Below are 23,826 nucleotides of genomic sequence, written 5' to 3'. Positions count from 1 at the left end.
AGCATGGAATTCCTGCCCCTGTTTCATAATCTGACCGGCCGCCGCGTGCTGGTCGTTGGCGGTGGCGAAATTGCCCTGCGCAAGGCTCGCTTGCTCAGCGAAGCGGGTGCTGCGTTGTATGTGGTGGCGCCCGAGGTCGAGCCGGCCCTGCGCGAGCTGGTTGCCGGCAGCAATGGCTCGATACGTGAGGGTGGCTATCAGCCATCGGATCTGGACGCAGCCGTGCTGGCAATTGCCGCGACGGATGACGAAGCACTCAACGCCCGGGTGTCGGCAGATGCTCAGGCGCTGCGTATTCCGGTCAACGCAGTGGATGCCCCGCACCTGTGCACCGTCATCTTCCCGGCAATCGTCGACCGCTCGCCGCTGTTGATTGCGATCTCCAGCGGCAGTCACGCTCCGGTGCTGGCTCGCTTGTCCCGCGCCAGAATCGAGACTCTGTTCCCCGCTGCCTACGGTCGACTGGCCCAGTTGGCCAAACGCTTCCGCCAGCAGGTCAAGGAGGCATTGCCGACCATCAACCAGCGCCGCGCGTTCTGGGAAAACATCTTCCAGGGCGAGGTGGCAGAGCGCGTGTTTGCCGGGCAGGACGACGAGGCCGCGCAACTGCTGGAGTCCGAGCTGAGCGGTCAGCAGGGACAGGTGTATCGTGGCGAGGTATATCTGGTCGGCGCCGGCCCGGGCGACCCGGACCTGCTGACGTTCCGCGCTCTGCGGCTGATGCAGCAAGCCGACGTGGTATTGCATGATCGCCTGGTAGCACCGGCCATCATCGATCTGTGTCGTCGTGATGCCGACCGTATCTATGTCGGCAAGGCGCGCAGCGATCACGCTGTGCCGCAGGAAGAGATCAATCAGTTGCTGGTGCGGCTAGCGAAGGAGGGCAAGCGCGTGCTGCGCCTCAAGGGCGGTGATCCGTTCATCTTCGGTCGCGGCGGCGAGGAAATCGAGGAGCTGGCAGCCCATGGCGTGCCATTTCAGGTCGTGCCGGGCATCACCGCAGCCAATGGCTGCTCGGCCTATGCCGGTATTCCGCTGACCCATCGCGATTACGCCCAGTCGGTGCGCTTCGTCACCGGACACCTGAAAGACGGCACCACCAATCTGCCCTGGAGTGAGCTGGTAGCCACTGGCCAGACGCTGGTGTTCTATATGGGGCTGGTCGGCCTGCCGGATATCTGCAGCCAGCTGATTGCCCATGGTCGCAGCGCCCAGACGCCCATCGCACTGGTTCAGCAGGGCACCACGAGCAATCAGAAGGTCCTGATCGGCACTCTGGCCGATATGCCCGAACGGGTCGCAGGCGAAACGATCAAGCCACCAACGCTGCTGATAGTCGGCGAAGTGGTATCGCTGCACGACAAGCTTAAATGGTTCAGGGCCGATGCATTGCCACCGGTGCAGGGTGTGCTGGGTACGGAACAAGGCTAAAACGCCAAATGCCGGACAGGCGCTGACGCCGCTCTGGCGTCGGGTAAGCAATTAGGGCAGGGTTTACCCTCTGTTTCAGGAGTACATCATGACCGATTCTGCCAACCTTACCCCGTCAGAAGACATGGAAGCCGACGCGCTGCCGGAAGAGCTGTCCCAGGCCGTTTACGGCTTCTTCAATCGGATTCCGTTCAATCGCCTGCTTGGAATCGAAATTGACGAAGTGCGACGCGACTGCGTAGCAATGAGTCTGGCGATGCGACCTGATCTGGTCGGCAACTTTACCCAGGGCATCCTCCACGGTGGAGCCATTTCCTCATTGATCGATGTCTGCGGCGGCGCCATGGCGCTGATCGGAGCCTTTGATCGTCACGCCCATCTCACTGTCCAGGAGCGCATGGTGCGCCTGTCGAAGCTGGGCACCATCGACTTGCGTGTCGATTATCTGCGTCCGGGGCGCGGAAAACAGTTTGTTTGTACCTCAACCCTGTTGCGCTCGGGCAACAAGGTCGGAGTGGTTCGCTCGGAGCTGCATGCCGACGACGGCACCCTGATTGCCGTCGGTACCGGCACCTATCTTTGCGGATAACAGCCAGGACGTGACTCAGGCGACCGGCTTGCCGGTCACCGAAGCGCGCTCCGACAGTTCAATCCAGACGCCGTCCGGGTCGCGGATAAAGGCAATACGTGCGGTGCTGCCAAGGGTCACCGGTTCACGGGCTCCACTGGCACCATTGGCCATAGCCTGTGCGTAGGCGAGATCACAGTCAAACACCTGCAGGGTCAGGTAGCGCAGCCCAAGCGCGGCAAGCGCCTGTTGATCGTCCGACGCGGGCGTATCTCCCTGTTCAAGCAGAATCCGTGCATCTGCGCAGCGAAGCATACCCGGGGCAAGCAGATCGCAGCCCAGCACGTCGGTGTAAAACCGTTGACTGCGATCAAGCTCAGCTACCCGCAGGCGCACTGCCAGCCCGGTAATGCCGTCGGTTCCGGCAGGCAGCAACGTGATGCGGTTGCCATCCGGGTCCTGCAGGGCGCGCTTTTGTGTCAGCCCGTCAATGCCAACCAGTATTTCGATGATGGGCATGGCAGCGGGTGAGGGCAGAGGGTCTCGTGCGTCATTAAGTTTCAATACCGCTTCACCAGCAGAGTAGCGGTGCTGAAGAATGCCACCACCCAGTTTCAGCGTATGGTCAAAGGGCAAGCCAACCTGCTCGCTCCAGAAGCGCTGCTGTGCATCGCGCTGATTGGTAAACAGACCGACATCAAAAAAGGCTTTGGCCAGACTCACGTCATTCTCCTTGGCAGACACGGGTGCCAACCCTAGCTCGCATCCCTTCCGGCTAGCGAGATGAAATCACACCCGGAATCGGCCACCATCGCTGCCGGTGATGGTGGCATCAGCGCCGACGGCGTTTCAGCAGCCAGCGCGCAGCCATTGCCACCAGCAACAGCAGAACCAGACCGGCCAATGCCAGAGCAACACGGTTCTTGGCAATAAACTGTTCACGGCCGTTACGCGTGACCTGTTCCCAGGCGCGATAGTCGGGCGGTACTTCGATCACCCGGTAGCGTTCGACGTAGTCGCGATAGGCCTGATAGAGCTCGGATACAATCTCTGGGTGCTGCTGCGCCAGATTGTGTCGCTCCAGCGGATCATTGGCGGTATCGAACAACTGCGGCCCGATACGCGCCGGGATGGCGTTGGTGCTTGAGGTAACCAGTTTGTAATTGCCACGCCAGACGGCGATTCCACCAGCCAGTTCGTAGACGGTCGTGCGGCTGGCGTCGTGAACCTGTTCCTGCCGGCCTTCGAGCAGGGCGCGCATGCTTTCACCCATGATCGGATGAACAGGCCTGCCCCGGTAGCTGTCGCCGGGCGGCGTGACACCGGCAATGTCGAGCAGCGTTGGGGTGATGTCGGTCACATAGCCAAAGCTGTTGGTTCGAGTGCCGGCGGCGACTCGACCCGGCTGACTGACGATCAACGGTACGCGCATCCCACCGCTAAACGGCGAGCCCTTGTAAGAGTAGAACGGTGTATTGGACGCATAGGCCCAGCCGGGACCGTATTCGCTGTAGCTGCCGGGCGCGCCGAGCGCATCAATATCCGTGTCATAGCGCAGGCGATAAAACAGCGGGGCGACCTCACGCAATACGGTCGATTCTCCCCCGTTATCGCTCATGAACAGGATCAGGGTATTGTCGTACTGACCGGTGTCCTTGAGATAGCTGAGCACCTTGCCGACGCTGGTATCCATCGCTTCAGCCATGCCGGCAAATACCGCCATTTGCCGTGCCCGATAGGCCTTCTCTTCATCACTCAGGCTGGCCCAGTCAATATGGCGACGAGCATAGAAGGTGCCCCAATCGTCGGTAACAGCGTTCTCACCGGTATCCGGCAACAACCCGCTCGCCAACTGGCGCTGGTAGCGCTGCTGGCGAATTGCATCCCAGCCCTGATCGTAGATGTCGGCATAGCGCTGAATATAGTCTTCAGGAACCTGGTGGGGTGCATGCACGGCCTGAAACGCCAGATAGCCGAAGAACGGCTTGCCGTCCGTACGACCGCTGTCGATATAGTCGATCAGCTTGTCGGCATAGGTGAACGAGGAATAAAAGCCCTCGGGAAGGTTCACCGGTTTGCCGTCCTCAATCCAGGTGGCGCTGCCGCCCGGTAGATAATGCTTGGCCTCCCAGTTGTCTGCACCGCTTTCCATCAGTGCAAAGGAGCGCGTGAAGCCGCGCGCAACCGGCTGACTCTGCGGGCGGTCGCCCAAATGCCACTTGCCGGCCATGTAGGTGTTGTAACCTGCATCTTGCAGTAGGGTTGGCAAGGTCACAACGCTGTCGTTCAACCAGGTTTCGTAGCCCGGCTGACCTTTCTGGTTGTCCGCCATGATCTCCTTCATGTTCCCCATGCCGACCAGATGATTGGTCACGCCAGTCATCAGCATTGACCGGGTTGGCGAGCAGGTTGCGGCCACGTGAAAGTTGGTGAACTGGACCCCGCTGGCAGCCAGCTGGTCGATGTTGGGCGTGTGGATTTCACCGCCGTACGCCCCCAGATCGCTGAAACCGAGATCATCGGCCACAATCAGCAGAATGTTGGGACGCGAGTCCGCGCTGGCGGTATTGAGCGGCAGCAGGATACTCAAGCCAAGGGCTGGAAGCAGGCGAAGGAGCGGGCGGTGCATGATAAAGTCCCTGTTTTTGTGGTTATGTGCAACCGAGTATAGGGAGCGCTATCGCGGGCGCTGCGGCCGAGTGTAGCCAAACGACTGTCCCTGGCAGCCAATCCTGGCGCCAGGCAGCGCCTCGTTACTCGGGAACCTTATGGCCGCCGGGCTGTTTATAGACAAGTTTGGACGGACTTTGCAGCAAGGGGGACGGGCGAGTGCACGTGCATTATCTGCAACATGTGGAATTCGAAGGGCTGGGCCTGATCGAACAATGGCTGACCGCTCACGGTCATACGCTAAGCGGCAGCAGGCTGTATGCCGGTGACGCACTCCCCGAGCTCGAGTCGGTTGACCTGCTGATCATCATGGGAGGCCCCATGAGCGTGAACGACGAGCAGGCCCTGCCGTGGCTGCGGGAAGAAAAGGCGTTCATTCGACGTGCGCTGACCGCCGACAAGGCGATGCTGGGTATTTGTCTCGGTGCACAACTGATTGCCGCAGCACTGGGCCAGCCGGTGTATGCCAATGCAGAACGCGAAATTGGCTGGTTCAGGGTAACGGGCAATACCCATCATAACGGCGCGGCCTTTCACTTCCCTGGTCAATTCCACGCACTGCACTGGCATGGTGAAACCTTTGATCTGCCTCCGGGCGCCATTTTGCTTGCGTCCAGCGATGCCTGCGAAAACCAGGCTTTCCAGCTGGGGCGTTCGGTTATCGGCCTGCAATTTCATCTGGAAGCCGATCGGGCATTGCTTGAACGCTTTGTCACCGCTGACGCACAGGCACTTTCTCCGGAACGCTGGGTCCAAACTGCCGGGCAGATTCTCAGTGTGGATGATATGACCCTGACCCGCAGCGCAGCGCTGCTGGATCACGTACTGACCTATCTGACGGAGGCTGTATGAAACACCGCATTTACGGATTGCTTGCCCTTATCGGGCTGGCGCTGCTCGGGGGCTGTGTTCAACTCCCGGATGGCATTGAGCCGGTAACGCCGTTTCAGGCTGACCGATACCTCGGGCACTGGTATGAAATCGCGCGGCTGGATCACCGTTTTGAACGCGGGCTGAGTCAGGTCAGTGCCGAGTACTCGCGTTCAGATAGCAACGAGATCAAGGTAATCAACCGCGGCTGTGATGCTCAAAGCGGATCCTGGAACCAGGCTGAGGGTCGTGCCCGCTTTGTCGACGACCCGAATACCGGGTTCCTGAAAGTATCATTCTTTGGGCCGTTTTACGGCACTTATGCCATCTTCGAGCTGGACCCCGAATATCAATATGCCTTTGTTTCCGGCCCCAATCGCGACTACCTTTGGTTCTTGTCGCGTGACCCCGAACCGGACGCAGCACTGCGTCAGCATTTCGTGAAGCGGGCTGGGGAGCTTGGCTTTGCAGTCGACGAACTTATCTGGGTCAAGCAGGGCGACAGTCGCTGCAGCTAGACGTGTTCGAAAATATGCACGGTCTCGTAGCCTTTCGCGGCGGCACAGGATACTCTTTGGCTCCAAGAATAATTACAGGCTGAGGCCGTTGCGTGCTTGATCTGACGACGTTGATGCTGGTGCTGGCGCTAACCACGGCCACAGCGGTGATTTGCCTGCTGGTTGCCGCCGCACTGAATCCCAGGGTTCCGTCCATTCGCTTCTGGGCGATTGGCCTCAGCATGGTCGTTTTCGGGGCTCTTTTACAGTCGGCACGCGCCTACATACCGATCTGGTTCAGCGCCATCGTCATTACCCAGGGCTACTTTGTACTGTGGTGGGGAGCGCGCTGCCACCAGCAGGGGTGGGCTGCCCCCCATTTCTGGCCAACCATGGCGACTCTGCTCGCTCTGCAGGGTGCAGCCTTCTTCCTGCTCAGGGATTCCCTTCGTTTCAGCATCATGACCCACAGCGCGATTGTAGTCGTGGTCGCCGGTCTCATGGTCTACGAAATTATCCGGGTACGACCAAGACCCCGTACCCTGACCTACGCCTGGTGCGCCATCTGGCTTGTTCATGCAGGCCTGTATCTGCGTCGTCTCATGCTGTACGGGCTTGATCCAGCGTATGCAAACGTCACCACCTTTGAGCAAGGCGAATCGGTCGAAGCGCTGAATTACCTTGAAGGCATCGTATTCATCTATGCCTTCACCATGATTTGCATCATGTTCCTGCTGCGCAGCCTTCAGGACGAACTCAAGACTCAGGCCATGCACGACCCGCTGACCAACCTGTTCAACCGCAGAGCTTTCGAACAGGCGGCACTGCGGCATCTGGAAGGTAACCGCAGGACAGGGGAGAGCGCAGCGCTGCTGTTGCTTGACCTGGACGGTTTCAAGGCAATCAACGACCGCCATGGCCATGCCGCAGGCGATGCAGTGCTGGCCCGATTTGCAGAGTTATTGCAGGACTCCTCACAGACACGGGACCTGATCTGCCGTTTTGGCGGAGAAGAATTTCTCTTGATGGTAGCCAACACGGATATGAACAAGGCAAGACAGCTTGCCGAACGGATTCGCGAAACCTGGCAACGTCAGCAGGTTCAGGTAGGCAGGCTAACGCTGAGCAATACCGTATCAATCGGGCTGACGCCGGTTCCGGCGGATTCCACATTGTCCCTGCACGAGCTGGTCGAACGAGCCGATCAGGCGCTGTACCAGGCCAAGCAGAGCGGGCGCAACCGCTGCTGCAGCTGGCCACTCACCGCTGACGACGCTGCCTGCCGAGAAGGCGAACAACGGAGTTTTGTTCAACTCGGCTCTCCGGAATAACCCAACAGGCATTGCCCCGGGCAATCTGCCCGCACCATTTTTCTTCATCATGTATTGCGTTTCCGAACTCTGTTCAATAGAGTGCTTTGCACAAGAATAAAACAAGCTGGATATGATGTATGCCGCCTTCACGCGAGGAAGCGGCGCAGGCCCTGCGCGAGATCAGCAATGTGCAGGCGCGTGTCGCCGGATTTCAGGACTATCGATTTGAAGCAAGCCAACTGATTCTCTGGGGGCTGCTTAATATCATCGGCTGCGTCGGCAGCGCTCTGTTCGCTGGCTACCTGCTTCCAATCTGGCTGGGTGTGGTGGTTGTCGGCCTGCTGCTCGGTGTATTCATGGCGGTCCACAGCGCCCCCCGAGTTCCCGGCGTAATCTGGCGCTATCTGCTGGTTATTCTCTCCATTTTGCTGTTTGACGTCATTCTGCACGTCATTTTCTGGCCTGTGTCTCCGCGCCAGGGCAGCATGATCGTCCCCCTGTTTGTTGCCACCATTTACATCGTTCGAGGCGCACAGTCACGGCCCCGTTACATCGCCGTTGGCGCCTTGCTGGCGGTGCTCAGCATGCTCAGCTTCCTGTTTGCAGGTGATGGCTACTGGTACTGGCTTGCACTCAGCTGGGGCGGCACCTTTGTGGTCTCGGGCCTCTGGCTGAGGAGGTGCTGATGCAGTCGCCAAACGACCTCATCCATCAGCCTGTGCGGCTCAAGATCATGGCCGCGCTCAACACGCTGGCATCCGATCAATGGCTGGAGTTTGTCTCGCTCAGGTCCATCGTCGATACCACCGATGGCAATCTTGGCGCACATCTCAATACCCTTGAAGCTGCCGAATACGTTCGAATCAAGAAGGATTTTGCAGGAAAGAAGCCGCGCACGCGGGTCTGCCTGAGCGCCAAGGGGCGTGTTGCATTCGGTCAGTATGTCGCCGAACTGCACGCCATTCTGGCGCCCCAGAACCTGGACACCTGATACGGCATCGCACCTGACTCACTCATAACATCAACAATCTGGAGTTGGCATGCACACTCGTTCGTTTATCTCGACCTCGGCCCGCTGGCAACAGCGTCTGCGTACCCTGTCATTGCTGGTGCTGCTTGTCGCCGGTGGCGGCGCAACCGGGTTGGTACTGGCCCAGGCCGATAACCAGCCGCCTGAAGCAACCGCAGCCAGCGCCGCAACAGCCACTGTCAGTGAAACGGTACCGGCGATTCAGGCAGCAGCACCAGAAGCCCAGCCGACAGTCGCGCACACCTCATTTGGCGTGCGTGAGATGTACCTGCAAGCCGATCCGCTGGTTAAATCGGTCATGATCCTGCTGGTGTTCTGTTCCGTGCTGACCTGGGCTGTGCTGCTCGAAAAGCTGTTCGTCTTCAGTGCAGCCAAACGCCGCAATAATCAGTTCCTCAAGGCCTATCGTGGCGGTCAGGCTGATCAGCTCGGAGAGCAGCTTGAGCGCAGCGCCATGGGACGGATGTGGAAGGTGGCCCAGGCCGAACTGAGTCACTACCGCACGCTGCCCGCCGAGGGCAACGATGCCGACCGGCTCAACCGTCTGCTGCAACGCATTGCGCTGACCGCCGGCATTGTTCAGGAACGCGATCTGGCCAGGATGGGAACCATGATGGGCGTACTGGCGACCATCGGCGCCACGGCTCCCTTTATCGGCCTGTTCGGTACCGTATGGGGGATCCTCAACAGCTTCGCCAGTATCGCCACCCTTAAATCTGCCAGCCTGGCCGTCGTTGCGCCCGGTATCGCTGAAGCACTGCTGGCAACGGCGCTGGGGCTGTTTGCAGCAATTCCCGCGGTGATGATCTTCAACAAGTTTGCCCGTGACATTAACGGCTTTGTCGGTTCGCTGGACAATTTCTCGGCAGAGATGATCGCCGGCGTCTCACGTCAGCTGGATGAAGGTCGCTGATATGGGCATCCAGCTGAACTCCGGGCCGCTGGTGAAGCGGCACAACTACCAGCAGAACGCCGAGATGAACATCACACCCTTTGTCGATGTGATGCTGGTTTTGCTGATTATCTTCATGGTCGCAGCGCCTCTGGCGACGGTGGACGTCCCGGTTGATTTGCCAAGCAACGCCGCAACACCGAATCCGCCACCGGACGAGCCGGTTTATGTCAGCGTGCAGGCCGACGGCATGCTGTTCGTGCAAGAGCAGCCGGTAGTACTGGCCGACCTTGCCGCCGGTGTCAACCAGCTGACCGGCGGGGATGTGCGAACGCGCCTGTTTCTGCGTGGTGACAAGGCGGTGGAATACGGAACCCTCATGCAGGTCATGAATACATTGCAGAAGGCCGGATACGGACAGATCAGTCTGGTCGCCTCGGAAGAACTGGAGCCCTGATGAGCGCCTACCGAGAACGCAGTAGCTGGCCGTTCCGGATACTGGTGGCAATCGTTGCCCTGGGCCTGCATATCGGACTGCTGGCGTGGTTGCAGAGCGCGGAGTTCCGCCACCAGGCACTGCCGGCCGGCCCGGATGTGGTGGCTGTTGATCTTTACGTGCCGCCGCCACCGCCGCCGGAGCCAGAACCTGAACCCGAGCCGGAACCCGAGCCCGAGCCCGAGCCACCAGCCCCCGAGCCGGAGCCGCAACCCGAGCCGCCAAAACCGACCGTTCGCAGGCCGCCCCCGGCGCCCGCAACACCGCCGACGCCCCGCGGCCCGCCGGTTCACAGCTTTGGTGCCAATCAGCAATGGGCAGCACCACCGACGCCGCCACCGGCAGCCACCAGCACACGCGGGAGAATGGCACCGTCCGGCTATGCCAACACGGTTAAGGGGCGAGTAACGGCCAACCTGCAGCGCCCCGAGGGCGCTGTTTACAAGCCGCCGCCAGGCTATCGTGGCGACCCCAACGACTTCAAGCGGCAATGCTACATCCCCTACGAAATCACGGTGGATGGTGCAGGCCAGATGGTCGGGTTCGAGATCGACCCCTGTGGCGATGCATTGCTGGATCAGGCTGCGCGTGAGGCCATCAGGCGTTCGGGTCCGTTTCCTCCACCACCCGGTGGCGGAGAAGGGCGCTACACCATTTACGGCACAGCCATCTTTTTGGACTGAATACGGAGTACTGGCATGTTTACCCCCACGCGTATTGTGTTGGTCTCAAGTGTGATCTTGCTGACGGCCTGTGCCGGTGCACCGGTGCCGCCGAAACCCAAACCGGATCTGACCCCCCGCCTGTCAGCTTTGCCGGATGCCGGAAGGGCAGGCTTTGATTGCAGCGGTGCCTTGCCGGAGGTGCATCGGCAGATCTGCGCCAGCGACAGCCTGGCGGCCCGGGATCGGCAGTTGACCGAGTTGCTGCACCAGCGTGTAAACGCACTGGATCTTCCCGGTGCGCTGCTGCTGGAGGCCAATCAGCGTCAGTGGCAACTGTCGCGTGCCGGAGCCTGTGGCCTGGGAACCGAGGCTGGTACCGCATTGCAACCAGATACCACAGCGCAAGCGTGCTTGGACGCCCTGTATCGCCAGCGCATCAATGAGCTGCGTAACTGGCCAGCGCCACCTAAGGTTACGTCATCACAGCGCCATGCCTGGTCCACCTATGCCGAGTTCAGAGTGGCTGAAGAACTCAGGCCCGGGTTCTGCAGCGCCATCGGTGCGGCCCTTAACCGCTCGTTGGCAGCAAAAGGCGAAGCAGACATTACCGTACTGTCCGGTGCCACCTTGCTGGCCGGCAGCCGCAAAGGGGATCGCGAAGCCAGCGTCGGCGGCCACCGTTACCGGGTGGAACTCTACAACCCGGGTCTGTACGCCGGCTACCAGCAACGGGCACGGGGGCTGCTGATTGATGACCGGGTCGTCATGGATCATCGGACCATGCCCGCCTGGATTGCCAAGCAACCGGGTTACGGCGGTCGGGCCAACGCATCCTCGTCACAAACCGGGGATTACGGCAGCATCGACTTGTTCAGCTATCAGGGCGAGCCGCTGGCACTGGTCAATGAAACCTGGGGCTTCTACTCGCCGGCTGCGCGTGGTGAGTCGGCCTATGCCGGCGTTTACGCACTGGGTAGTGATATCAAGCCACTGTGCCTGTTCCAGAGCTATCTCACACCGCCGCGTACAGACAACCTGCGCGGATTACCCACCTACGCACAGCTCAACAGTGCGCTCGAGCAACTCGCAGGTGACCCGCTGCCGGGCTATGCCCAGAGCGAACGCCGCGACCTGTTTCAGCGCTGGAAAGAGCGTCAGTGGACCCTTCTCAATCTGCCGTTGCTGGGTGTTGACGAATACCAGCGCAGTGGTCGCCAGGGCGCCATCGCTGCCCGCAACGATGCCGCAATGGAGCAGTTCTTCCTCTGGTCCGAGCGTAATATCGGCAACAAGCAACGCTACCGTCGGTTGATGCCGATGCTGGCTCCGGCGCATCAGGAGCTGCAGGCGATGTTTGTCGGTCAGGGACTGACGGCAGCAGAGGCCGGCATCGCCTCCGACCTGCTGTTCCACGAGACCTTTGCCCGCAGCATGGAGAATCTGGAACTGCCGGAGCAGGTGCCTGCGCTGCCAGCGGAACCTTTTGCACGCTATCAGGCGCGTTATGCGATCGCCCCTCAACCCGGCGCGCTTGAGCAAGGCAGGCAGTTTGCCACGCTGCACAGCGTCGTACTCAATGGTGCGCCGCTGAATGTGGTGTCCGATTTTATTGCCTATGAAACCGAGGTGCTGGGCGAAAATCGGGGGATCGGTCCTGATGGTGACACCGCACTGATGGCTGCCGTTGCGACCCCGGATGCTGTATCGCTGTTGCTGCAGCGCGGATTTGACGTTAATGCACGCAACCAGTGGGGGCGAACCGCGCTGATGGCTGCAGCCCAGAACGGGCAGAGTGAATCGGTACGCAGATTGCTGGCAGCCGGGGCCGACCTGTATGCCGAAACACGCGCTGTAGAAAATGCCGGTGTTGGTGGTCCGGATCGACAAGAAGCGGCCACCGGTCGACAGACCGCATTGCTACTCGCCGCAGCCAGCGGCGACGAGGCGACCATCAGAGCGCTGATGGATGCCGGTGCCATGCGTCAGGCCTGGCGTGGTTACGACCAGGCCATCTGCCGGGCAGTATCAACCAACGAATCGCTGACAACCGATCAGCGCGATAGCTTCAAGGCTTCCGAACTGTGCGCCTCGACTTACGCACCCCTGCCTGTCAGTGCCCAGAAGCCGATTGATATACGCGCCGGCGATGAACTGATTATCCGTGAAGACGGTCAGAGTTATCCGATCCAGCTGATTCGTCGACCTGCAATGACATTGTTCGGTAGACCGACTGAAATGCCGCCGGCGGATCTGACCGAAGACATCGGCCCTATGGCGATCAACGTTGCCACGACTGCAACCCGGCGTGCGAAGGTCAGGGTGACTGGACCGCTGAATCTGCTGTTCGACGATCTTGGCGCCAATTCGCCCGATCTGCTGCGCTTCCAGGTCAGTTTCCCTGTCAGCGGCTCGCCGGTACCTCAAGCGGGGTATCGTGTCTCGCAACAGCCGGAGCAGCAGGTATTGAGCCTGGATTTCGACCCGCAGCGTCATCAGGTCGAGGCTGCATGGCGGGCGCTCTACAGCGCGGCCTATACTCAGGGTCTGAATCCGGCCAAAACCGGCTATGTCGTGATCGATAACCGAGGCGTGCGCCGCGTCAGTTACCAGCTGGTTGTAAGCGATCAGTACGAGGAGCAAAACCCCTAGCCGTGGGCCGGTACAGGGCAGGGCGGCTACATTGAACGGGATACCTTCATGTTACGACTGTTCTGCCTGATGATCACAGCCTGTCTGATGACAGGCTGTGCGACTGCCGGCATGTCTCACAGCGAGCTGCCGACCTATTATCTGCCCGCGGACACATCAACCAAGCTGGGTCGCTATCTGGCAAAGCAACGCTCTACGGACCCGACGCAGTCCGGATTCATCCTCCTGCATGACGGTGCAGATGCACTCGCTGCGCGGATTCGGCTGATTGACATGGCCGAGCACAGCCTGGATATCCAGTACTACATCTATAACACCGATATTACCGGAGGGCTGATCACTGAGCGGCTGATGGCCGCGGCTGATCGCGGTGTACGAGTACGTCTGCTGATAGATGACGTCGGTGCCAACGTCGATGATGTCGGTATTGCTACCGTGGGCCTGCATCCCAATATCGACGTGCGCCTGTACAACCCGGTCAGCCTGCGCAGCAACTGGATGAAGCTGCTGGGCAAGGTAATCGAGTTCGGCCGCATCAACTACCGCATGCACAACAAGCTGATGGTTGCCGATAGCACAGCGCTGATCACCGGCGGGCGCAATATCGGTGATGAGTACTTTTCTCTGACCGATATCGACTTTCAGGACGTCGATGTCATCGCCATCGGCCCGATCGCCGAAAGCGCAGCTGACAGTTTTGACAACTACTGGAACAGCGGTATCGCCATCCCGATTACTGTGATGACTGGCGAGCGCACGGCAGAGGAACTTGCCGGAATGCGCGCAAAGCTCGGATCAGCGACGCGCCAGGCTGCGCGCAATCCCTACATAAGGGCGGTTGCAGAGTCGCGTTTCCTCAGTGATCTCGGTGGCAACGCCCTCTCATGGCATTGGGGCCAAGCGAGCTGGCTTTACGATGACCCGTCCAAGTCAGATCCCCGCGGCGACGGCAAGGAGATTGCCTACCTTGGCCGCAGCCTGATCGAGCCGATCAGGCAAACCGAAGAGGAGCTGCTGCTGACGTCCGCCTATTTTGTGCCACGCACAGGCGGAGAACGGCTGCTTCTGGGGCTGGTTGAGCGTGGCGTTGATGTCTCGGTACTGACCAACTCGCTGGCAACCACAGATGTACTGGCGGTACACAGTGGTTACGTCAAATCGCGTCGTCCGCTGCTCGAAGGTGGCGTCAGGCTCTGGGAGCTGAGACCGATTGCCGGACAGCAGGAAAGGGCCAGCCCATTCCTGGGTGAATCACTTGCCAGCCTGCACGCAAAAACCTTTGTGTTTGACCGCCAGGCAACTTTTATTGGCTCGGTGAACCTGGATCCGCGATCCATCAAAATCAATACTGAGGCAGGCGTCTACATCGAGAATCCCGAGTTGGCGCAGGAGATGGTCGAGCTTTTCGAGCGCTGGACCTCGGACGACTACGCCTTCAGGGTCGAACTGGATCGCCGGGGTGATCTGCGCTGGAGGGCCGAGGGACGAACCTGGGAAGCCGAACCTGATGCCAGCCGATTCCGTCGATTCATGAGCTGGAGCCTGGGCTGGCTGCCCTTGTCCGGACAGCTATAAACAAGTCATGCGAGACCTGACAGCCAGCGCCGGGCAGCAGCAAGGTACAGGCCTGCACAGCGCTTTACCTCGCTGGCATCACAGTGCTCTACCGCCCGATGCAGGGATTCCAGCGGGTCGGCAACCGGCGCAGCTGGAGAACCAAGTTGCAACAGATCGCTCTCCAGCTGATAACTGAGGTCCTCCAGGCGGCTGAGCGCGCTCTGGTCCAGCGGCTGCTCCAGCAATTGCTGTAGTGACAGGGTGTGCGCCTGGAGCTGCAAGACAGCAGGGTGACCGCTCGCGCCGGAGATCGCACCGGCGCCGGCCAGAGCTCCGGGCGCCATCATGCTGACCGTCAGACTTACTGGAACCAGATACATTTTCATGGCAAATCTCGCAAATGATATTCAATCTCATTTGGATTCTAGCCGGAATTGCCATGAAAGCAATAGCGCTGCAGCAGTTTCCTTGATTCAGAGCAAGGGGCTCAGGAAGAACATAAGGCGTTCCAACACACGCGCCCCACGCGAACGCTGCCGCCATTGCGCCCATTCAAGCTCAACGCTATCCGATATATAGCCGTCCAGCAGGCGTTTGATGACAGCGCAACCTTCTGGCGAAAAAAGCGGGACCGTGAGTTCAAAGTTGAGTTGGAGGCTGCGGATGTCCAGATTCACGCTGCCAACCAGCGCAAGCTGGCCATCCATCAGCATTGCCTTGGTGTGAAGCAGCCCGCCGCGAAACAGATAAATTGATCCACCTGCTTCGAGAAAACGCTCATAGTAAGCGCGGCTGGCCCAGCCGACCAGATGCGAGTCATTGCGCTCGGGTACCAGCACCTTGACCCGCACACCGCGCCGCGCAGCCTGGCAGAGCGCGTCAAATATCGCCTCTGATGGTACGAAGTAGGGCGTACTGATGGTGATACTTTCATTGGCGCGATAGATGCTGGACAGCACCGCCTGGGTGATCAGATCTTCGCCCATGCCCGGACCTGACGGCAGAATGGACAGCCATTTATAGCAGGTTGGCGGGCTGGGCGGCGCAGGGGCCAGACGACGGATACCGGTTTCGACCTCCCAGTCCCAGGCAAATACCTTGTCCAGGCCTCGTGCTGCAGGGCCATCCAGCCGCAGCATGATATCGACCCACTGTCCTACATTGGCCTCCTTCTTGAAGTGCGATGGGTCGGCCATATTCATCGAACCGGTGTAGGCAATGTGCCCGTCGATGACAACCAGCTTGCGGTGCAGACGCAGGTCGACGCGCTGCGCCAGTGCCCGCCAGAGTCGCACCGGCAGAGCCGGCACTACTTCGATTCCGGCATCGATGAAGCGCTTGCGCCAGCGCGAGCGAAAGAAAGGGCGACTGCCGGCGTGATCAATCAGCAGGGAAACCTGAACACCACGTCCGGCAGCGTCGATCAGCGCCTCGCTCAAGGTATCGATGCGCCCTCCGGGAAACCAGATATAGGTTTCCAGGTGAATACTGCTTTTGGCCTCACGCACATCCTGACACAGGCGATCGAAGATCTGCTCGGGCGTCTCCAGCAAATCCATTTGCTGGTAGCCCAACGCGCCAATGCCGAGGCGAGTTTCGATCAGTTGGCGAATCCCCTGCACCAGCTGCCCGCCGGGCAAGGGGGCCTTTTGGGTTTTGAAATCATCTGCAATGCTGGCGAGAAAGGGTTCCAGCATCGCCTCGGCCCGACGCGCACGTTGACGGCCAAGGTTGAGTTCACCCAGCATCAGATAGAGCAGGGCGCCCACAAACGGCAGGATGTAGATTACCAGCAGCCAGGATAGCGTCACGCTGACCGGATTGCGGCGGCCAATGACCCGGAAGGTGACCACGGCGGTAAAAAGCCAGTAGAGTACCGCCAGGGCGATGCCGATGATGTGTTCGATGTAGCTCATGCGGATTGAACAGAGTACCTGTCCAGACGTCCAATGAAGCAATCTAGCAGGATTTGCCCGCACCGTTAAGAACAAGCCGCCGCGAGATCTTCACCGCATGTTGCCATTTTCCTTTGTTGACCGCCTGCGTTATCTGGTCGAACGCCAGTTCATCAAGGGCGCGCACTATCAGTTGCTGGTGGTCGCTGCCTTCATTGCGCTTATCTCCCTGATTGGCGGCTGGCTGGTCTGGCCAACCGGCGGGGAGGCCAGTCTCGCTGACTCGGTCTGGTGGGCATTTCTGCGGCTGACGGATCCAGGTTATCTCGGCGATGACGAGGGCACCTGGCGACGTATCGTTTCCACAGTATTGACGCTCAGCGGTTATGTTGTCTTTCTCGGTGCCCTGGTGGCAATCATGACGCGCTGGCTGATTGCGATGATGGTGAAGCTTGAACAGGGACTCACGCCAGTCACCGTCAGCGGCCACATTGTCATCCTCGGTTGGACCAACCGCACCATCCCGCTCGTACAGGAGATCCTGGACGTTAATGGTGGGATTCAGCGCCTGCTCAAGGCGCGCCTGACAAAACGCCTTCGTCTGGTCATTCTGGCAGAGGACGTTACGGCAGAACATGTCCATGAGCTGCGCGCAGTCCCGCTGATTCGCAAGCACATGGGCAACATTATTCTGCGCTCGGGCACCGCCCTGCAGCCTGAAGACCTGGATCGCGCCGCCTGCCTGCAAGCGGCGGTCGTCCTTATTCCCGGGCGCAATCAGACCGCCGGCTCACTGGTCGGCAGCGATGTGGAGGCTATCAAGGCACTGCTAACCTTGCAGGCGCAGGCCCACCAGCGCGGAGTAACGCCCCCCTACGTCGTTGCCGAGGTTGATGACAGTCGCAAGATGGCGGTCATGCAGCGCGCCTACTCCGGCCCGCTGGAGGTGCTCGCCAGCGAGGCTCTGGTCAGTCGCCTGTTCGCTCAATCGATCATTCATCCCGGGCTGCCGGAGTTGTTTGGCGAAGTGATGACGGTGCATGAAGGCAACGAGTTTTACATACGATCTACCGATAACTGCGTCGGACAGACCCTGGCCAACATAGGCAGCCGCACGCCTGATGCCATCGTGTGCGGCCTCATGCGCCCGGATGGCGAGCGCTGGCGCACCTGGCTGAATGCACCGACCGGAGAAACGATCAGGAGTGGAGACAAGCTGGTGATGCTGGCTCGCGCCTACGAGCATGCTGCGCCACAGGGCGAACAGGTCGAAGTCAGCATGCGCCCGTTGCAACGCCCGGCCTCCGGTCCGTCACGTCCAGTCAGCACGGGTGGCATGCGCAGACTGCTGGTGCTCGGCTGGAACCGGCGTGTCCCTGCGTTGATCCACGAGCTTGCAGGATATCGCGAGTATCGCTTCGATGTGCACAACGTTGCGGTGGTCAAGGCAGACGAGCGGGCCGCCATGATCAGCAGCTACAGCCCGGCGACAGCCCGTGTCGACTGCCAGTTTACAGAGGCGGATTACATGGTCGAAGGGGCGCTGGATCAGCTGATGACGCAGCGTTTCGACAGCATCATCCTGGTGTCGTCTGATCGTCTGGACAGTGGAGAGGAAGCGGATGCCCGCGCCATGGTCGGCTATCTGATTGTCGACGAGCTGCTGCGCCAGCGTGCCATCCGTCCGCAAATTCTGCTCGAGTTGAGCGACCCGGCCAACGAAAGCCTGGTCGTGCGCAAGCGCGGCGAGACTATCGTCAGCCCCATGATTCTGAGTCACCTGATGGCACAGATAGCACAGCGCCGTGAGCTCGGGCTGATGTTCGAGGAGTTGCTGACCACCGGCGGTCCGGAGCTGGCGTTCCTCGATCCGCGGCATTATCCGATGCAGAGTGTTACCACCTTCGCCGACCTAGAGGCGATCGTCGCACTGCACGGGGATACTGCGCTGGGCGTATTTCGCCTCAAGGCCGATGAGCAGGGCAGGCGGCTGCAGCTGAATCCGCAGCGTGACAAGCCTCTGCGGCTGGCCGAAGGAGACCAGTTGGTGGTTCTGACCACCTTGCCCGAAGCGGCCTAGCTGGCGGCTGAACACCTTACAGCTAGAGACAGTTTTCCGGTTTGGGCAGCCCGGCGATCTTGCTGCCCAGCTTCGCCGGACTGCCCGGAAACAGCGTCAGCAAATACATGCTGTTGCCCTTGTCCTTACCCAGTTCCTGGCCAACAAACTTGACCAGCGCACGCATCGCCGGTGAGAGCTGAAAGGTCTGGTAAAAGCGGCGCAGCAGGAGGATGACTTCCATATGCGCGGGGGTCAGTTCAATACCTTCGCGCCGGGCCAGTTCATGTGCGACGGCTTCGGACCAGTCGTCCAGCGATACCAGGAAGCCTTCCTTGTCGACCGCAATGTCGCGGCCATCTGCATGGATAGTCTGCGTCACCAGCTCAATACCTTGTCATACCGGGTGCATAGCTCGACCATGTCCGGATAGTCGATCAGACTCACTCGCTGCGGCAGGTCATCTATCGCCAGGCCGCGGGCCAGAACGTCGGACTCCAGAGCAAACAACCTGATGCTGGCCGGTAACAATTGCATGGCGTTAACCGCGCTGGTGCGAGGCAGCAGCGCATAGACAGCATCCTCGATCAGCAGCAACCCTTGCTCCGGCCCGATAACTCGCAGGCTGGTGGCAAAATGGGTGTCATCTTGGGGGGCGTGACGCAGCAGGTGCAAAAGTGTTGACCTCATAAGGCTACCACCTGGTCGTGATGCTCCAGCAAGGTCGCGATCTCGGCGCTGTCAACGGCCTTGCAGTTGATGATGAATCGACCCGGCTGCAGGCCGCGCTCGGCAAGCGAATGCTGACACACGAACAGGTCTTCCACGCCGAACATCGGTAAAGCCTGAAGGTTGGATGCAACCGGCTTTTGCTCAATCAGTGTGGACTCTTGCCCCGGCAGCAACTGCAGAACGCCGGCGTCCATGAACAACAGGCTCACCGGCACGCCGAAAGCCGCAGCAGCAAGCGCCAAATCCAGTGCTTCCCGGGCCGCGATGGCTGTCGGCGGCTGGCGACTGATGACCAGCAGGCTTTTCAGATCAGGTTCCAAAGGTCACCGCCCGGTCTGCCGTCTGCAGCGCATCGACCCATTGCCCCAGCCCGGAAAGAACCCAGGGCTCTCCGGTGTTCGCCACTGGCCGCTCCCAGCGATCTGCCTCGGCGGCATCCAGTATCCCTCGGCGCAGGGCGGCGGCGATGCAGACGACTGCATCGAGGCCATTGTCGTTGATAAAGGCCTTCCAGCGCCGCGCCAGATCGCACTCGTCCTGCGGTTGCACACCCAGGGTGGAAGCAAGGTGCACCGCGTCACGGTAAAAAAACAGTCGGCTGATCTGGTGGCCGCCGGCCAATACAGCTTCGGCAAACATCAGGGCACTGCGTGCGGCAGGATCCTGCGGACCAGCCAGCAGGGCAATTGCAAACTTCATGGTTACATGCTCACAAACAAAATGGCCCGCCTTGAAGGCGGGCCATTGAGTATAACGCAGCAGGTTTATTCAGTCGTCGCTGAAGATACCCAGCAACTGCAGCAGACTCAGGAACAGGTTGTAAATCGAGACGAACAGGGTAATGGTCGCCATGATGTAGTTGTCTTCACCACCATGAATGATAGCGCTGGTCTGATACAGAATGACCGCCGAAGAGAACAGGACGAACCCTGCGGAAATCGCCAGTTGCAGACCGCTGATCTGGATAAAGAAACTGGCAACCACTGCGCACATCAGAACGATACAGCCCGCCATGATGAAGCCTGACAGGAAACTGAAGTCCTTGCGGCTGAGGATCGCGTAGGCGGACAGGCCAAAAAAGACCACCGCAGTCATGCCCAGTGCCATGGATACCAGCTGACCGCCATTGGGCAACGACAGATAGGCGTTCAGAATCGGACCAAGGGTATAGCCAAGAAAACCGGTAAAGGCAAAGGTGCTGACCAGTCCCCAACCGGAGTTACGCAGTTTGGTAGTCAGAAATAGCAGGCCGTAGAAGCCGACCAGAGTCACAATGATGCCGGGGTACGGCAAATTGAGGCTCATGGACACGAAGGCCACCACGGCGCTGAACGCCAGCGTCAGGGCCAGCAGCGAATAGGTGTTGCGGAACAGCTTGCTGACTTCCGCTTCGCTGACGCCAGCATGTTGAAGGGTCGTATTGTGTTCCTGCATGTTCATGTACAGCTCCTGTATCGGAAATCGAAAATCCGTTGGTAGACCCTGATCATACGGCTTGATCACAGCAAATCAAGCCGCCGAAAGCGTCCAACTATTACCATTCATGTGAAAACCGCCACAAACGGTATCCCTCACTTTGCCCGGGCGCGGTTCATGACGGCGTCCAGCATGCTCAGCAGTTTCTTTTCATCAACCGGCTTGTCGAGCCAGGCCAGCAACTCGTCAACCTGACCGTGCATCAGTCTCTGCCCCTCATCGCAGTAGGCCGATACAACCAGAATCGGCATGTGTGCCAGCGCTGCCTGCGCCCGAACCTCACGAATCAGGTTGAGGCCGTGCCCGTCCTGCAAGCGTAAATCCGTCACCATCGCGTCGTAGTGCGTTTCCTGCAATTGCTGTTGAGCGCCTTTCAACGTAACACTGGTTGTTGGCAGATAGCCGGCCTTTCGCAGTACCAGTGCAATGAAGTCTGCGATCATCGGGTCATCATCAACCACCAGAACGCTGGGTGTCTGCACCTGGGCAGTCGCCTCGGCCTGCACCTCAGCCTGCGCTTCAATCGGTAAGCTCAACCAGAACGTGGCGCCGTTCGGTGGCTCAGAGTCAAAACCGACGCAGCCATCCATTTGCGCCATCAACTCTCGCGAGATGGCGAGCCCCAGGCCAGTGCCTTCTTGTTTGCGCTTGTCTGAACCATCAGCCTGGGCAAACTTTGCAAACACCTGATCCCGGAACTCGGCAGGAATGCCTTCACCCTGATCGGTAACGCTTACCCGCACGGTATCCTGATCGGTTACTACATCGATCACGACCTGCGAACCCTGCGGAGAGAACTTGATGGCGTTGGACAGATAGTTGTTCAGCACCTGGTGCAATCTCATGCTGTCGACCCGAACCAGAACGTCATGGCAGCCATGGGACACCAGATTTACGCCACGGCTTTGAGCATAGGCCTGATTGGCTGCAAGAGCCTCGTCTATCAGTTCTTTCAAACTGCAAGTGCGAAGCTCGAACTTCATTTTGCCTGCAGCGAGCTTCTCCATATCAAGCAGGTCGTTGATCAGGTGGTTCAGGCGCTGGCTATTGGTCTCTGCAATTTCCAGCATTTTGCGCATGGGCGCAGGCACCTCACCGAGCGAGCCGCTGTTGACGATCGCCAGCGCACCAGAAATGGAGGTAAGCGGGGTACGAAGTTCGTGACTGACGGTGGAAACGAACTGGCTTTTCATCTGCTCAACCCGCTTCTGCTCGGTCAAGTCCAGCATTGTTCCACTTGCGCGTACAGCCAAGCCGCTTTCATCTCTCTGGATCGCGCCACGGAGCAAGACCGGAACTCGATGGCCAGCCTGATGACTCAGTGAAGTTTCAATCGAGAACGCCGATTGGTCCGACTGCAATGCCTCACGCAACAGCTTTATCAGTTTGTGCCGCTCTTCCGGAGCCACCAGAGCCTGCCAGCGATGCAGCGACTGAAAATCGGAGGTAGGAGGGTAGCCGAGCATTTCCCAGGCACGCTGGGACGCAATGAAGCGCATGTCATTCAGATAGATATCCCACCAGCCATCATTACTACCCTTGAGCACAAGGCGCTGGCGCTCCTCGCTTTGACGCAGCGCGGCATTGCTGCTGCGCAGTTGCTGGGTCATTGCGTGAGCCAACAGTTCTGCCTGATCACGACGCAGGACGAGGAGGGTAGCCATCAGAAACAGCAACAGACTGATGCCCAGCCCGGCAAAAGGTACCCAGCCACTGTTGTTGTAGCGATCATCAAACTCGGGCGTACTCTCAAACTCCAATTGCCAGTCGCGCCCGTAGAGGCTCAGCTGCACGGTACGCGTCAGAGCGGGAGAAGTGACCGTATCGTCGATATCGGAAAACAGGGTCGGGTTGTCTAGCCCGGGGGCAGTGTCGAGCAGCCGGTAGCCGACACCCGGGGTCAACGACCCGAGAATACCGGCAAGCAGATCACCCATACGATAGGGGCTGTAAACAAAGCCCCTCAATGCTGCCAGTCGCTCCTCGGTGGTCGAGACCGGCAAGCCGCCATAATAGACCGGCACATACATCAGAATCCCGGCCTGAATGACGCCGTGGGTCTCCTGCAACAGTTTGACCGGCCCAGTTACCCAGGACTTCCCCGATTCGGCCGCAGCCTGCATGGCAGCCTGGCGGGTAGGTTCGGAATACATGTCGTATCCAAAGGCTGCGAGATTGCGCCCTTCGAAAGGCTCAAGATACACAATCGAGGTATAAAGCGAGCGCTCCCCCTCAGGATGTACGCGAAAGTCGGGAAAGCCCTCTGCGCGGATTTGCCGTTCAAATTGCGACAGCACATTAGCGCGCACAACCTGGGTAAAGCCAACCCCAAGAATGCCCGGGTAATTATTCGCCAACTGCAATCGCTCGACCAGTATTCGCCACTTATCGCGATCGACTTCGACCGCTGCGTCAAACAGACCGGCACCTCCGAGCAGAATCTGCTCATGGTCAATCATGCGCTTGTGTATGGCAGACGTGATGTCGTCCGTTATCAGAAGGAACTCGCGATGTGCCGCACGCTCCTCGCGCTCGACCAGATAGGACCAGATAAACAGGGTCGCCAGGACACCGATACCGAGCACTAGCCAAGATAGAGCATTCTGACGACTGAAAGCGGCGTTTGAAACACCGGCACGGGCTTGCTGTTGCTCGAGTTCAGTCATCAGGCTATCCGGAAAAGGGCGACAGGGTGCCGGTTTGGGTAGATTTTGAGGCAAATCATAATGGGTTGGTTTTGTAGGTGCATAGCGTCAGATCAATCAAAGCAGTCCATGCATATTCACTCAGCGACCTGCCCATCTGCAAAGCATGATAAATTGACGCCCATTTATTGGCGCCGCAACAGACTCGAAGCTGCGTTGGCGACCAGGTAACGTAAAATCCTACAGCGCAATGGCTTGTGCGCAAGCTTGAGACGCGTTAGCGTTCGCGCGCTCAGCGCAAAAACATGCAAACCAGGGCAGCAGACCGGAAAAATTGACCATGGAAACGGCAGCATTCTCAGAAGGAGCAGGGGATACATT

General features: G+C 59.4%; 23 protein-coding genes. 13 read left to right on the top strand and 10 right to left on the bottom strand.

Features of this window, described 5'->3' with window-relative positions; genetic code table 11:
• Positions 1-3 precede the first annotated feature (3 nt).
• Together cysG and B7O88_RS05750 are read left to right on the top strand one after the other, a co-directional pair.
• A complete protein-coding gene (gene cysG / locus B7O88_RS05755; RefSeq protein ID WP_088274343.1) occupies positions 4-1,431 on the top strand; it encodes a siroheme synthase CysG in 1,428 nt (475 codons plus the stop codon).
• An 88-nt stretch (positions 1,432-1,519) separates the two neighbouring features.
• Positions 1,520-2,020, top strand: coding sequence for a thioesterase family protein (locus B7O88_RS05750; RefSeq protein WP_235005739.1), 501 nt, complete (start codon positions 1,520-1,522; stop codon positions 2,018-2,020).
• A 15-nt stretch (positions 2,021-2,035) separates the two neighbouring features.
• On the opposite strand, the gene B7O88_RS05745 is transcribed toward B7O88_RS05750, so the two are convergent.
• Both B7O88_RS05745 and B7O88_RS05740 read right to left on the bottom strand, forming a co-directional pair.
• On the bottom strand, positions 2,036-2,722 hold the full coding sequence (locus B7O88_RS05745) for a VOC family protein (RefSeq protein ID WP_088274247.1): 687 nt from the start codon (positions 2,720-2,722) through the stop codon (positions 2,036-2,038).
• 109 nt (positions 2,723-2,831) lie between these two features.
• Complete coding sequence (locus B7O88_RS05740; RefSeq protein ID WP_088274246.1) at positions 2,832-4,628, bottom strand: arylsulfatase; 1,797 nt, start codon at positions 4,626-4,628, stop codon at positions 2,832-2,834.
• A gap of 206 nt (positions 4,629-4,834) precedes the next feature.
• Between B7O88_RS05740 and B7O88_RS05735 the strand changes: the two genes are divergently transcribed.
• The 10 genes from B7O88_RS05735 to B7O88_RS05690 all read left to right on the top strand — a co-directional run bounded on the left by B7O88_RS05735 (position 4,835) and on the right by B7O88_RS05690 (position 14,656).
• A complete protein-coding gene (locus B7O88_RS05735) occupies positions 4,835-5,521 on the top strand; it encodes a type 1 glutamine amidotransferase (RefSeq protein WP_200818412.1) in 687 nt (228 codons plus the stop codon).
• Positions 5,518-6,057: a lipocalin family protein gene (locus tag B7O88_RS05730; protein WP_200818411.1), complete on the top strand. Its 540-nt coding sequence runs from the start codon at positions 5,518-5,520 to the stop codon at positions 6,055-6,057. Before B7O88_RS05735 ends, B7O88_RS05730 begins: the two co-directional genes overlap by 4 nt.
• A 92-nt stretch (positions 6,058-6,149) precedes the next feature.
• Positions 6,150-7,367: a GGDEF domain-containing protein gene (locus B7O88_RS05725; protein WP_140418566.1), complete on the top strand. Its 1,218-nt coding sequence runs from the start codon at positions 6,150-6,152 to the stop codon at positions 7,365-7,367.
• A 119-nt stretch (positions 7,368-7,486) separates the two neighbouring features.
• On the top strand, positions 7,487-8,035 hold the full coding sequence (locus tag B7O88_RS05720) for a hypothetical protein (RefSeq protein WP_088274243.1): 549 nt from the start codon (positions 7,487-7,489) through the stop codon (positions 8,033-8,035).
• Complete coding sequence (locus tag B7O88_RS05715) at positions 8,035-8,340, top strand: winged helix-turn-helix domain-containing protein (protein ID WP_088274242.1); 306 nt, start codon at positions 8,035-8,037, stop codon at positions 8,338-8,340. Before B7O88_RS05720 ends, B7O88_RS05715 begins: the two co-directional genes overlap by 1 nt.
• A gap of 49 nt (positions 8,341-8,389) precedes the next feature.
• Complete coding sequence (locus B7O88_RS05710) at positions 8,390-9,292, top strand: MotA/TolQ/ExbB proton channel family protein (RefSeq protein ID WP_088274241.1); 903 nt, start codon at positions 8,390-8,392, stop codon at positions 9,290-9,292.
• Position 9,293: 1 nt separating this feature from the next.
• Complete coding sequence (gene exbD, locus B7O88_RS05705; protein WP_088274240.1) at positions 9,294-9,728, top strand: TonB system transport protein ExbD; 435 nt, start codon at positions 9,294-9,296, stop codon at positions 9,726-9,728.
• Positions 9,728-10,450, top strand: coding sequence for a TonB C-terminal domain-containing protein (locus B7O88_RS05700; protein WP_088274239.1), 723 nt, complete (start codon positions 9,728-9,730; stop codon positions 10,448-10,450). Before exbD ends, B7O88_RS05700 begins: the two co-directional genes overlap by 1 nt.
• Before the next feature lie 15 nt (positions 10,451-10,465).
• Positions 10,466-13,081 carry an ankyrin repeat domain-containing protein gene (locus B7O88_RS05695; RefSeq protein ID WP_088274238.1) on the top strand — a complete coding sequence of 872 codons (2,616 nt, stop codon included), beginning with the start codon at positions 10,466-10,468 and terminating at the stop codon, positions 13,079-13,081.
• A gap of 48 nt (positions 13,082-13,129) precedes the next feature.
• Positions 13,130-14,656: a phospholipase D family protein gene (locus B7O88_RS05690; RefSeq protein WP_088274237.1), complete on the top strand. Its 1,527-nt coding sequence runs from the start codon at positions 13,130-13,132 to the stop codon at positions 14,654-14,656.
• 5 nt (positions 14,657-14,661) lie between these two features.
• On the opposite strand, the gene B7O88_RS05685 is transcribed toward B7O88_RS05690, so the two are convergent.
• Together B7O88_RS05685 and cls are read right to left on the bottom strand one after the other, a co-directional pair.
• Complete coding sequence (locus B7O88_RS05685) at positions 14,662-15,024, bottom strand: DUF6746 family protein (protein WP_088274236.1); 363 nt, start codon at positions 15,022-15,024, stop codon at positions 14,662-14,664.
• Between the two features lie 87 nt (positions 15,025-15,111).
• Positions 15,112-16,554 (bottom strand): cardiolipin synthase, encoded by a 1,443-nt coding sequence (gene cls, locus B7O88_RS05680; protein ID WP_088274235.1) that lies wholly within the window; start codon positions 16,552-16,554, stop codon positions 15,112-15,114.
• A 97-nt stretch (positions 16,555-16,651) separates the two neighbouring features.
• On the opposite strand from cls, the gene B7O88_RS05675 reads away from it, so the two are divergent.
• Positions 16,652-18,613 carry a CASTOR/POLLUX-related putative ion channel gene (locus B7O88_RS05675; protein ID WP_088274234.1) on the top strand — a complete coding sequence of 654 codons (1,962 nt, stop codon included), beginning with the start codon at positions 16,652-16,654 and terminating at the stop codon, positions 18,611-18,613.
• A 22-nt stretch (positions 18,614-18,635) separates the two neighbouring features.
• On the opposite strand, the gene B7O88_RS05670 is transcribed toward B7O88_RS05675, so the two are convergent.
• From B7O88_RS05670 to B7O88_RS05645, 6 genes are all read right to left on the bottom strand, one after another.
• Positions 18,636-18,974, bottom strand: coding sequence for a TusE/DsrC/DsvC family sulfur relay protein (locus B7O88_RS05670; RefSeq protein WP_200818410.1), 339 nt, complete (start codon positions 18,972-18,974; stop codon positions 18,636-18,638).
• Positions 18,971-19,282, bottom strand: a complete 312-nt coding sequence (gene tusB, locus B7O88_RS05665) for a sulfurtransferase complex subunit TusB (protein WP_088274233.1) — start codon at positions 19,280-19,282, stop codon at positions 18,971-18,973. The genes B7O88_RS05670 and tusB overlap by 4 nt, the downstream gene beginning before the upstream one ends.
• Positions 19,279-19,644 (bottom strand): sulfurtransferase complex subunit TusC, encoded by a 366-nt coding sequence (gene tusC / locus B7O88_RS05660; protein ID WP_235005738.1) that lies wholly within the window; start codon positions 19,642-19,644, stop codon positions 19,279-19,281. Before tusC ends, tusB begins: the two co-directional genes overlap by 4 nt.
• Positions 19,634-20,023: a sulfurtransferase complex subunit TusD gene (tusD, locus tag B7O88_RS05655; RefSeq protein WP_088274232.1), complete on the bottom strand. Its 390-nt coding sequence runs from the start codon at positions 20,021-20,023 to the stop codon at positions 19,634-19,636. The genes tusC and tusD overlap by 11 nt, the downstream gene beginning before the upstream one ends.
• Before the next feature lie 69 nt (positions 20,024-20,092).
• Positions 20,093-20,758, bottom strand: a complete 666-nt coding sequence (locus B7O88_RS05650) for a Bax inhibitor-1/YccA family protein (protein ID WP_088274338.1) — start codon at positions 20,756-20,758, stop codon at positions 20,093-20,095.
• A gap of 137 nt (positions 20,759-20,895) precedes the next feature.
• Positions 20,896-23,466: a hybrid sensor histidine kinase/response regulator gene (locus B7O88_RS05645; protein ID WP_088274231.1), complete on the bottom strand. Its 2,571-nt coding sequence runs from the start codon at positions 23,464-23,466 to the stop codon at positions 20,896-20,898.
• Positions 23,467-23,826 lie beyond the last annotated feature (360 nt).

The sequence above is a fragment of the Halopseudomonas aestusnigri genome (assembly GCF_002197985.1).
GTDB classification, from domain to species: domain Bacteria; phylum Pseudomonadota; class Gammaproteobacteria; order Pseudomonadales; family Pseudomonadaceae; genus Halopseudomonas; species Halopseudomonas aestusnigri.
The sequence above is the reverse complement of the archived record's forward strand: the minus strand, read 5'-3'. Positions and strand labels throughout refer to the sequence as shown.

Coding starts and splice junctions, on each gene's coding strand:
- cysG (WP_088274343.1), top strand. CDS start 4: ATGGAATTCCTGCCCCTGTTTCATAATCTGACCGGCCGCCGCGTGCTG.
- B7O88_RS05740 (WP_088274246.1), bottom strand. CDS start 4,628: ATGCACCGCCCGCTCCTTCGCCTGCTTCCAGCCCTTGGCTTGAGTATC.
- B7O88_RS05675 (WP_088274234.1), top strand. CDS start 16,652: ATGTTGCCATTTTCCTTTGTTGACCGCCTGCGTTATCTGGTCGAACGC.
- cls (WP_088274235.1), bottom strand. CDS start 16,554: ATGAGCTACATCGAACACATCATCGGCATCGCCCTGGCGGTACTCTAC.
- B7O88_RS05700 (WP_088274239.1), top strand. CDS start 9,728: ATGAGCGCCTACCGAGAACGCAGTAGCTGGCCGTTCCGGATACTGGTG.
- B7O88_RS05645 (WP_088274231.1), bottom strand. CDS start 23,466: ATGACTGAACTCGAGCAACAGCAAGCCCGTGCCGGTGTTTCAAACGCC.
- exbD (WP_088274240.1), top strand. CDS start 9,294: ATGGGCATCCAGCTGAACTCCGGGCCGCTGGTGAAGCGGCACAACTAC.
- B7O88_RS05685 (WP_088274236.1), bottom strand. CDS start 15,024: ATGAAAATGTATCTGGTTCCAGTAAGTCTGACGGTCAGCATGATGGCG.
- B7O88_RS05690 (WP_088274237.1), top strand. CDS start 13,130: ATGTTACGACTGTTCTGCCTGATGATCACAGCCTGTCTGATGACAGGC.
- B7O88_RS05695 (WP_088274238.1), top strand. CDS start 10,466: ATGTTTACCCCCACGCGTATTGTGTTGGTCTCAAGTGTGATCTTGCTG.
- B7O88_RS05715 (WP_088274242.1), top strand. CDS start 8,035: ATGCAGTCGCCAAACGACCTCATCCATCAGCCTGTGCGGCTCAAGATC.
- tusB (WP_088274233.1), bottom strand. CDS start 19,282: ATGAGGTCAACACTTTTGCACCTGCTGCGTCACGCCCCCCAAGATGAC.
- B7O88_RS05710 (WP_088274241.1), top strand. CDS start 8,390: ATGCACACTCGTTCGTTTATCTCGACCTCGGCCCGCTGGCAACAGCGT.
- B7O88_RS05720 (WP_088274243.1), top strand. CDS start 7,487: ATGCCGCCTTCACGCGAGGAAGCGGCGCAGGCCCTGCGCGAGATCAGC.
- tusD (WP_088274232.1), bottom strand. CDS start 20,023: ATGAAGTTTGCAATTGCCCTGCTGGCTGGTCCGCAGGATCCTGCCGCA.
- B7O88_RS05730 (WP_200818411.1), top strand. CDS start 5,518: ATGAAACACCGCATTTACGGATTGCTTGCCCTTATCGGGCTGGCGCTG.
- B7O88_RS05750 (WP_235005739.1), top strand. CDS start 1,520: ATGACCGATTCTGCCAACCTTACCCCGTCAGAAGACATGGAAGCCGAC.
- B7O88_RS05650 (WP_088274338.1), bottom strand. CDS start 20,758: ATGCAGGAACACAATACGACCCTTCAACATGCTGGCGTCAGCGAAGCG.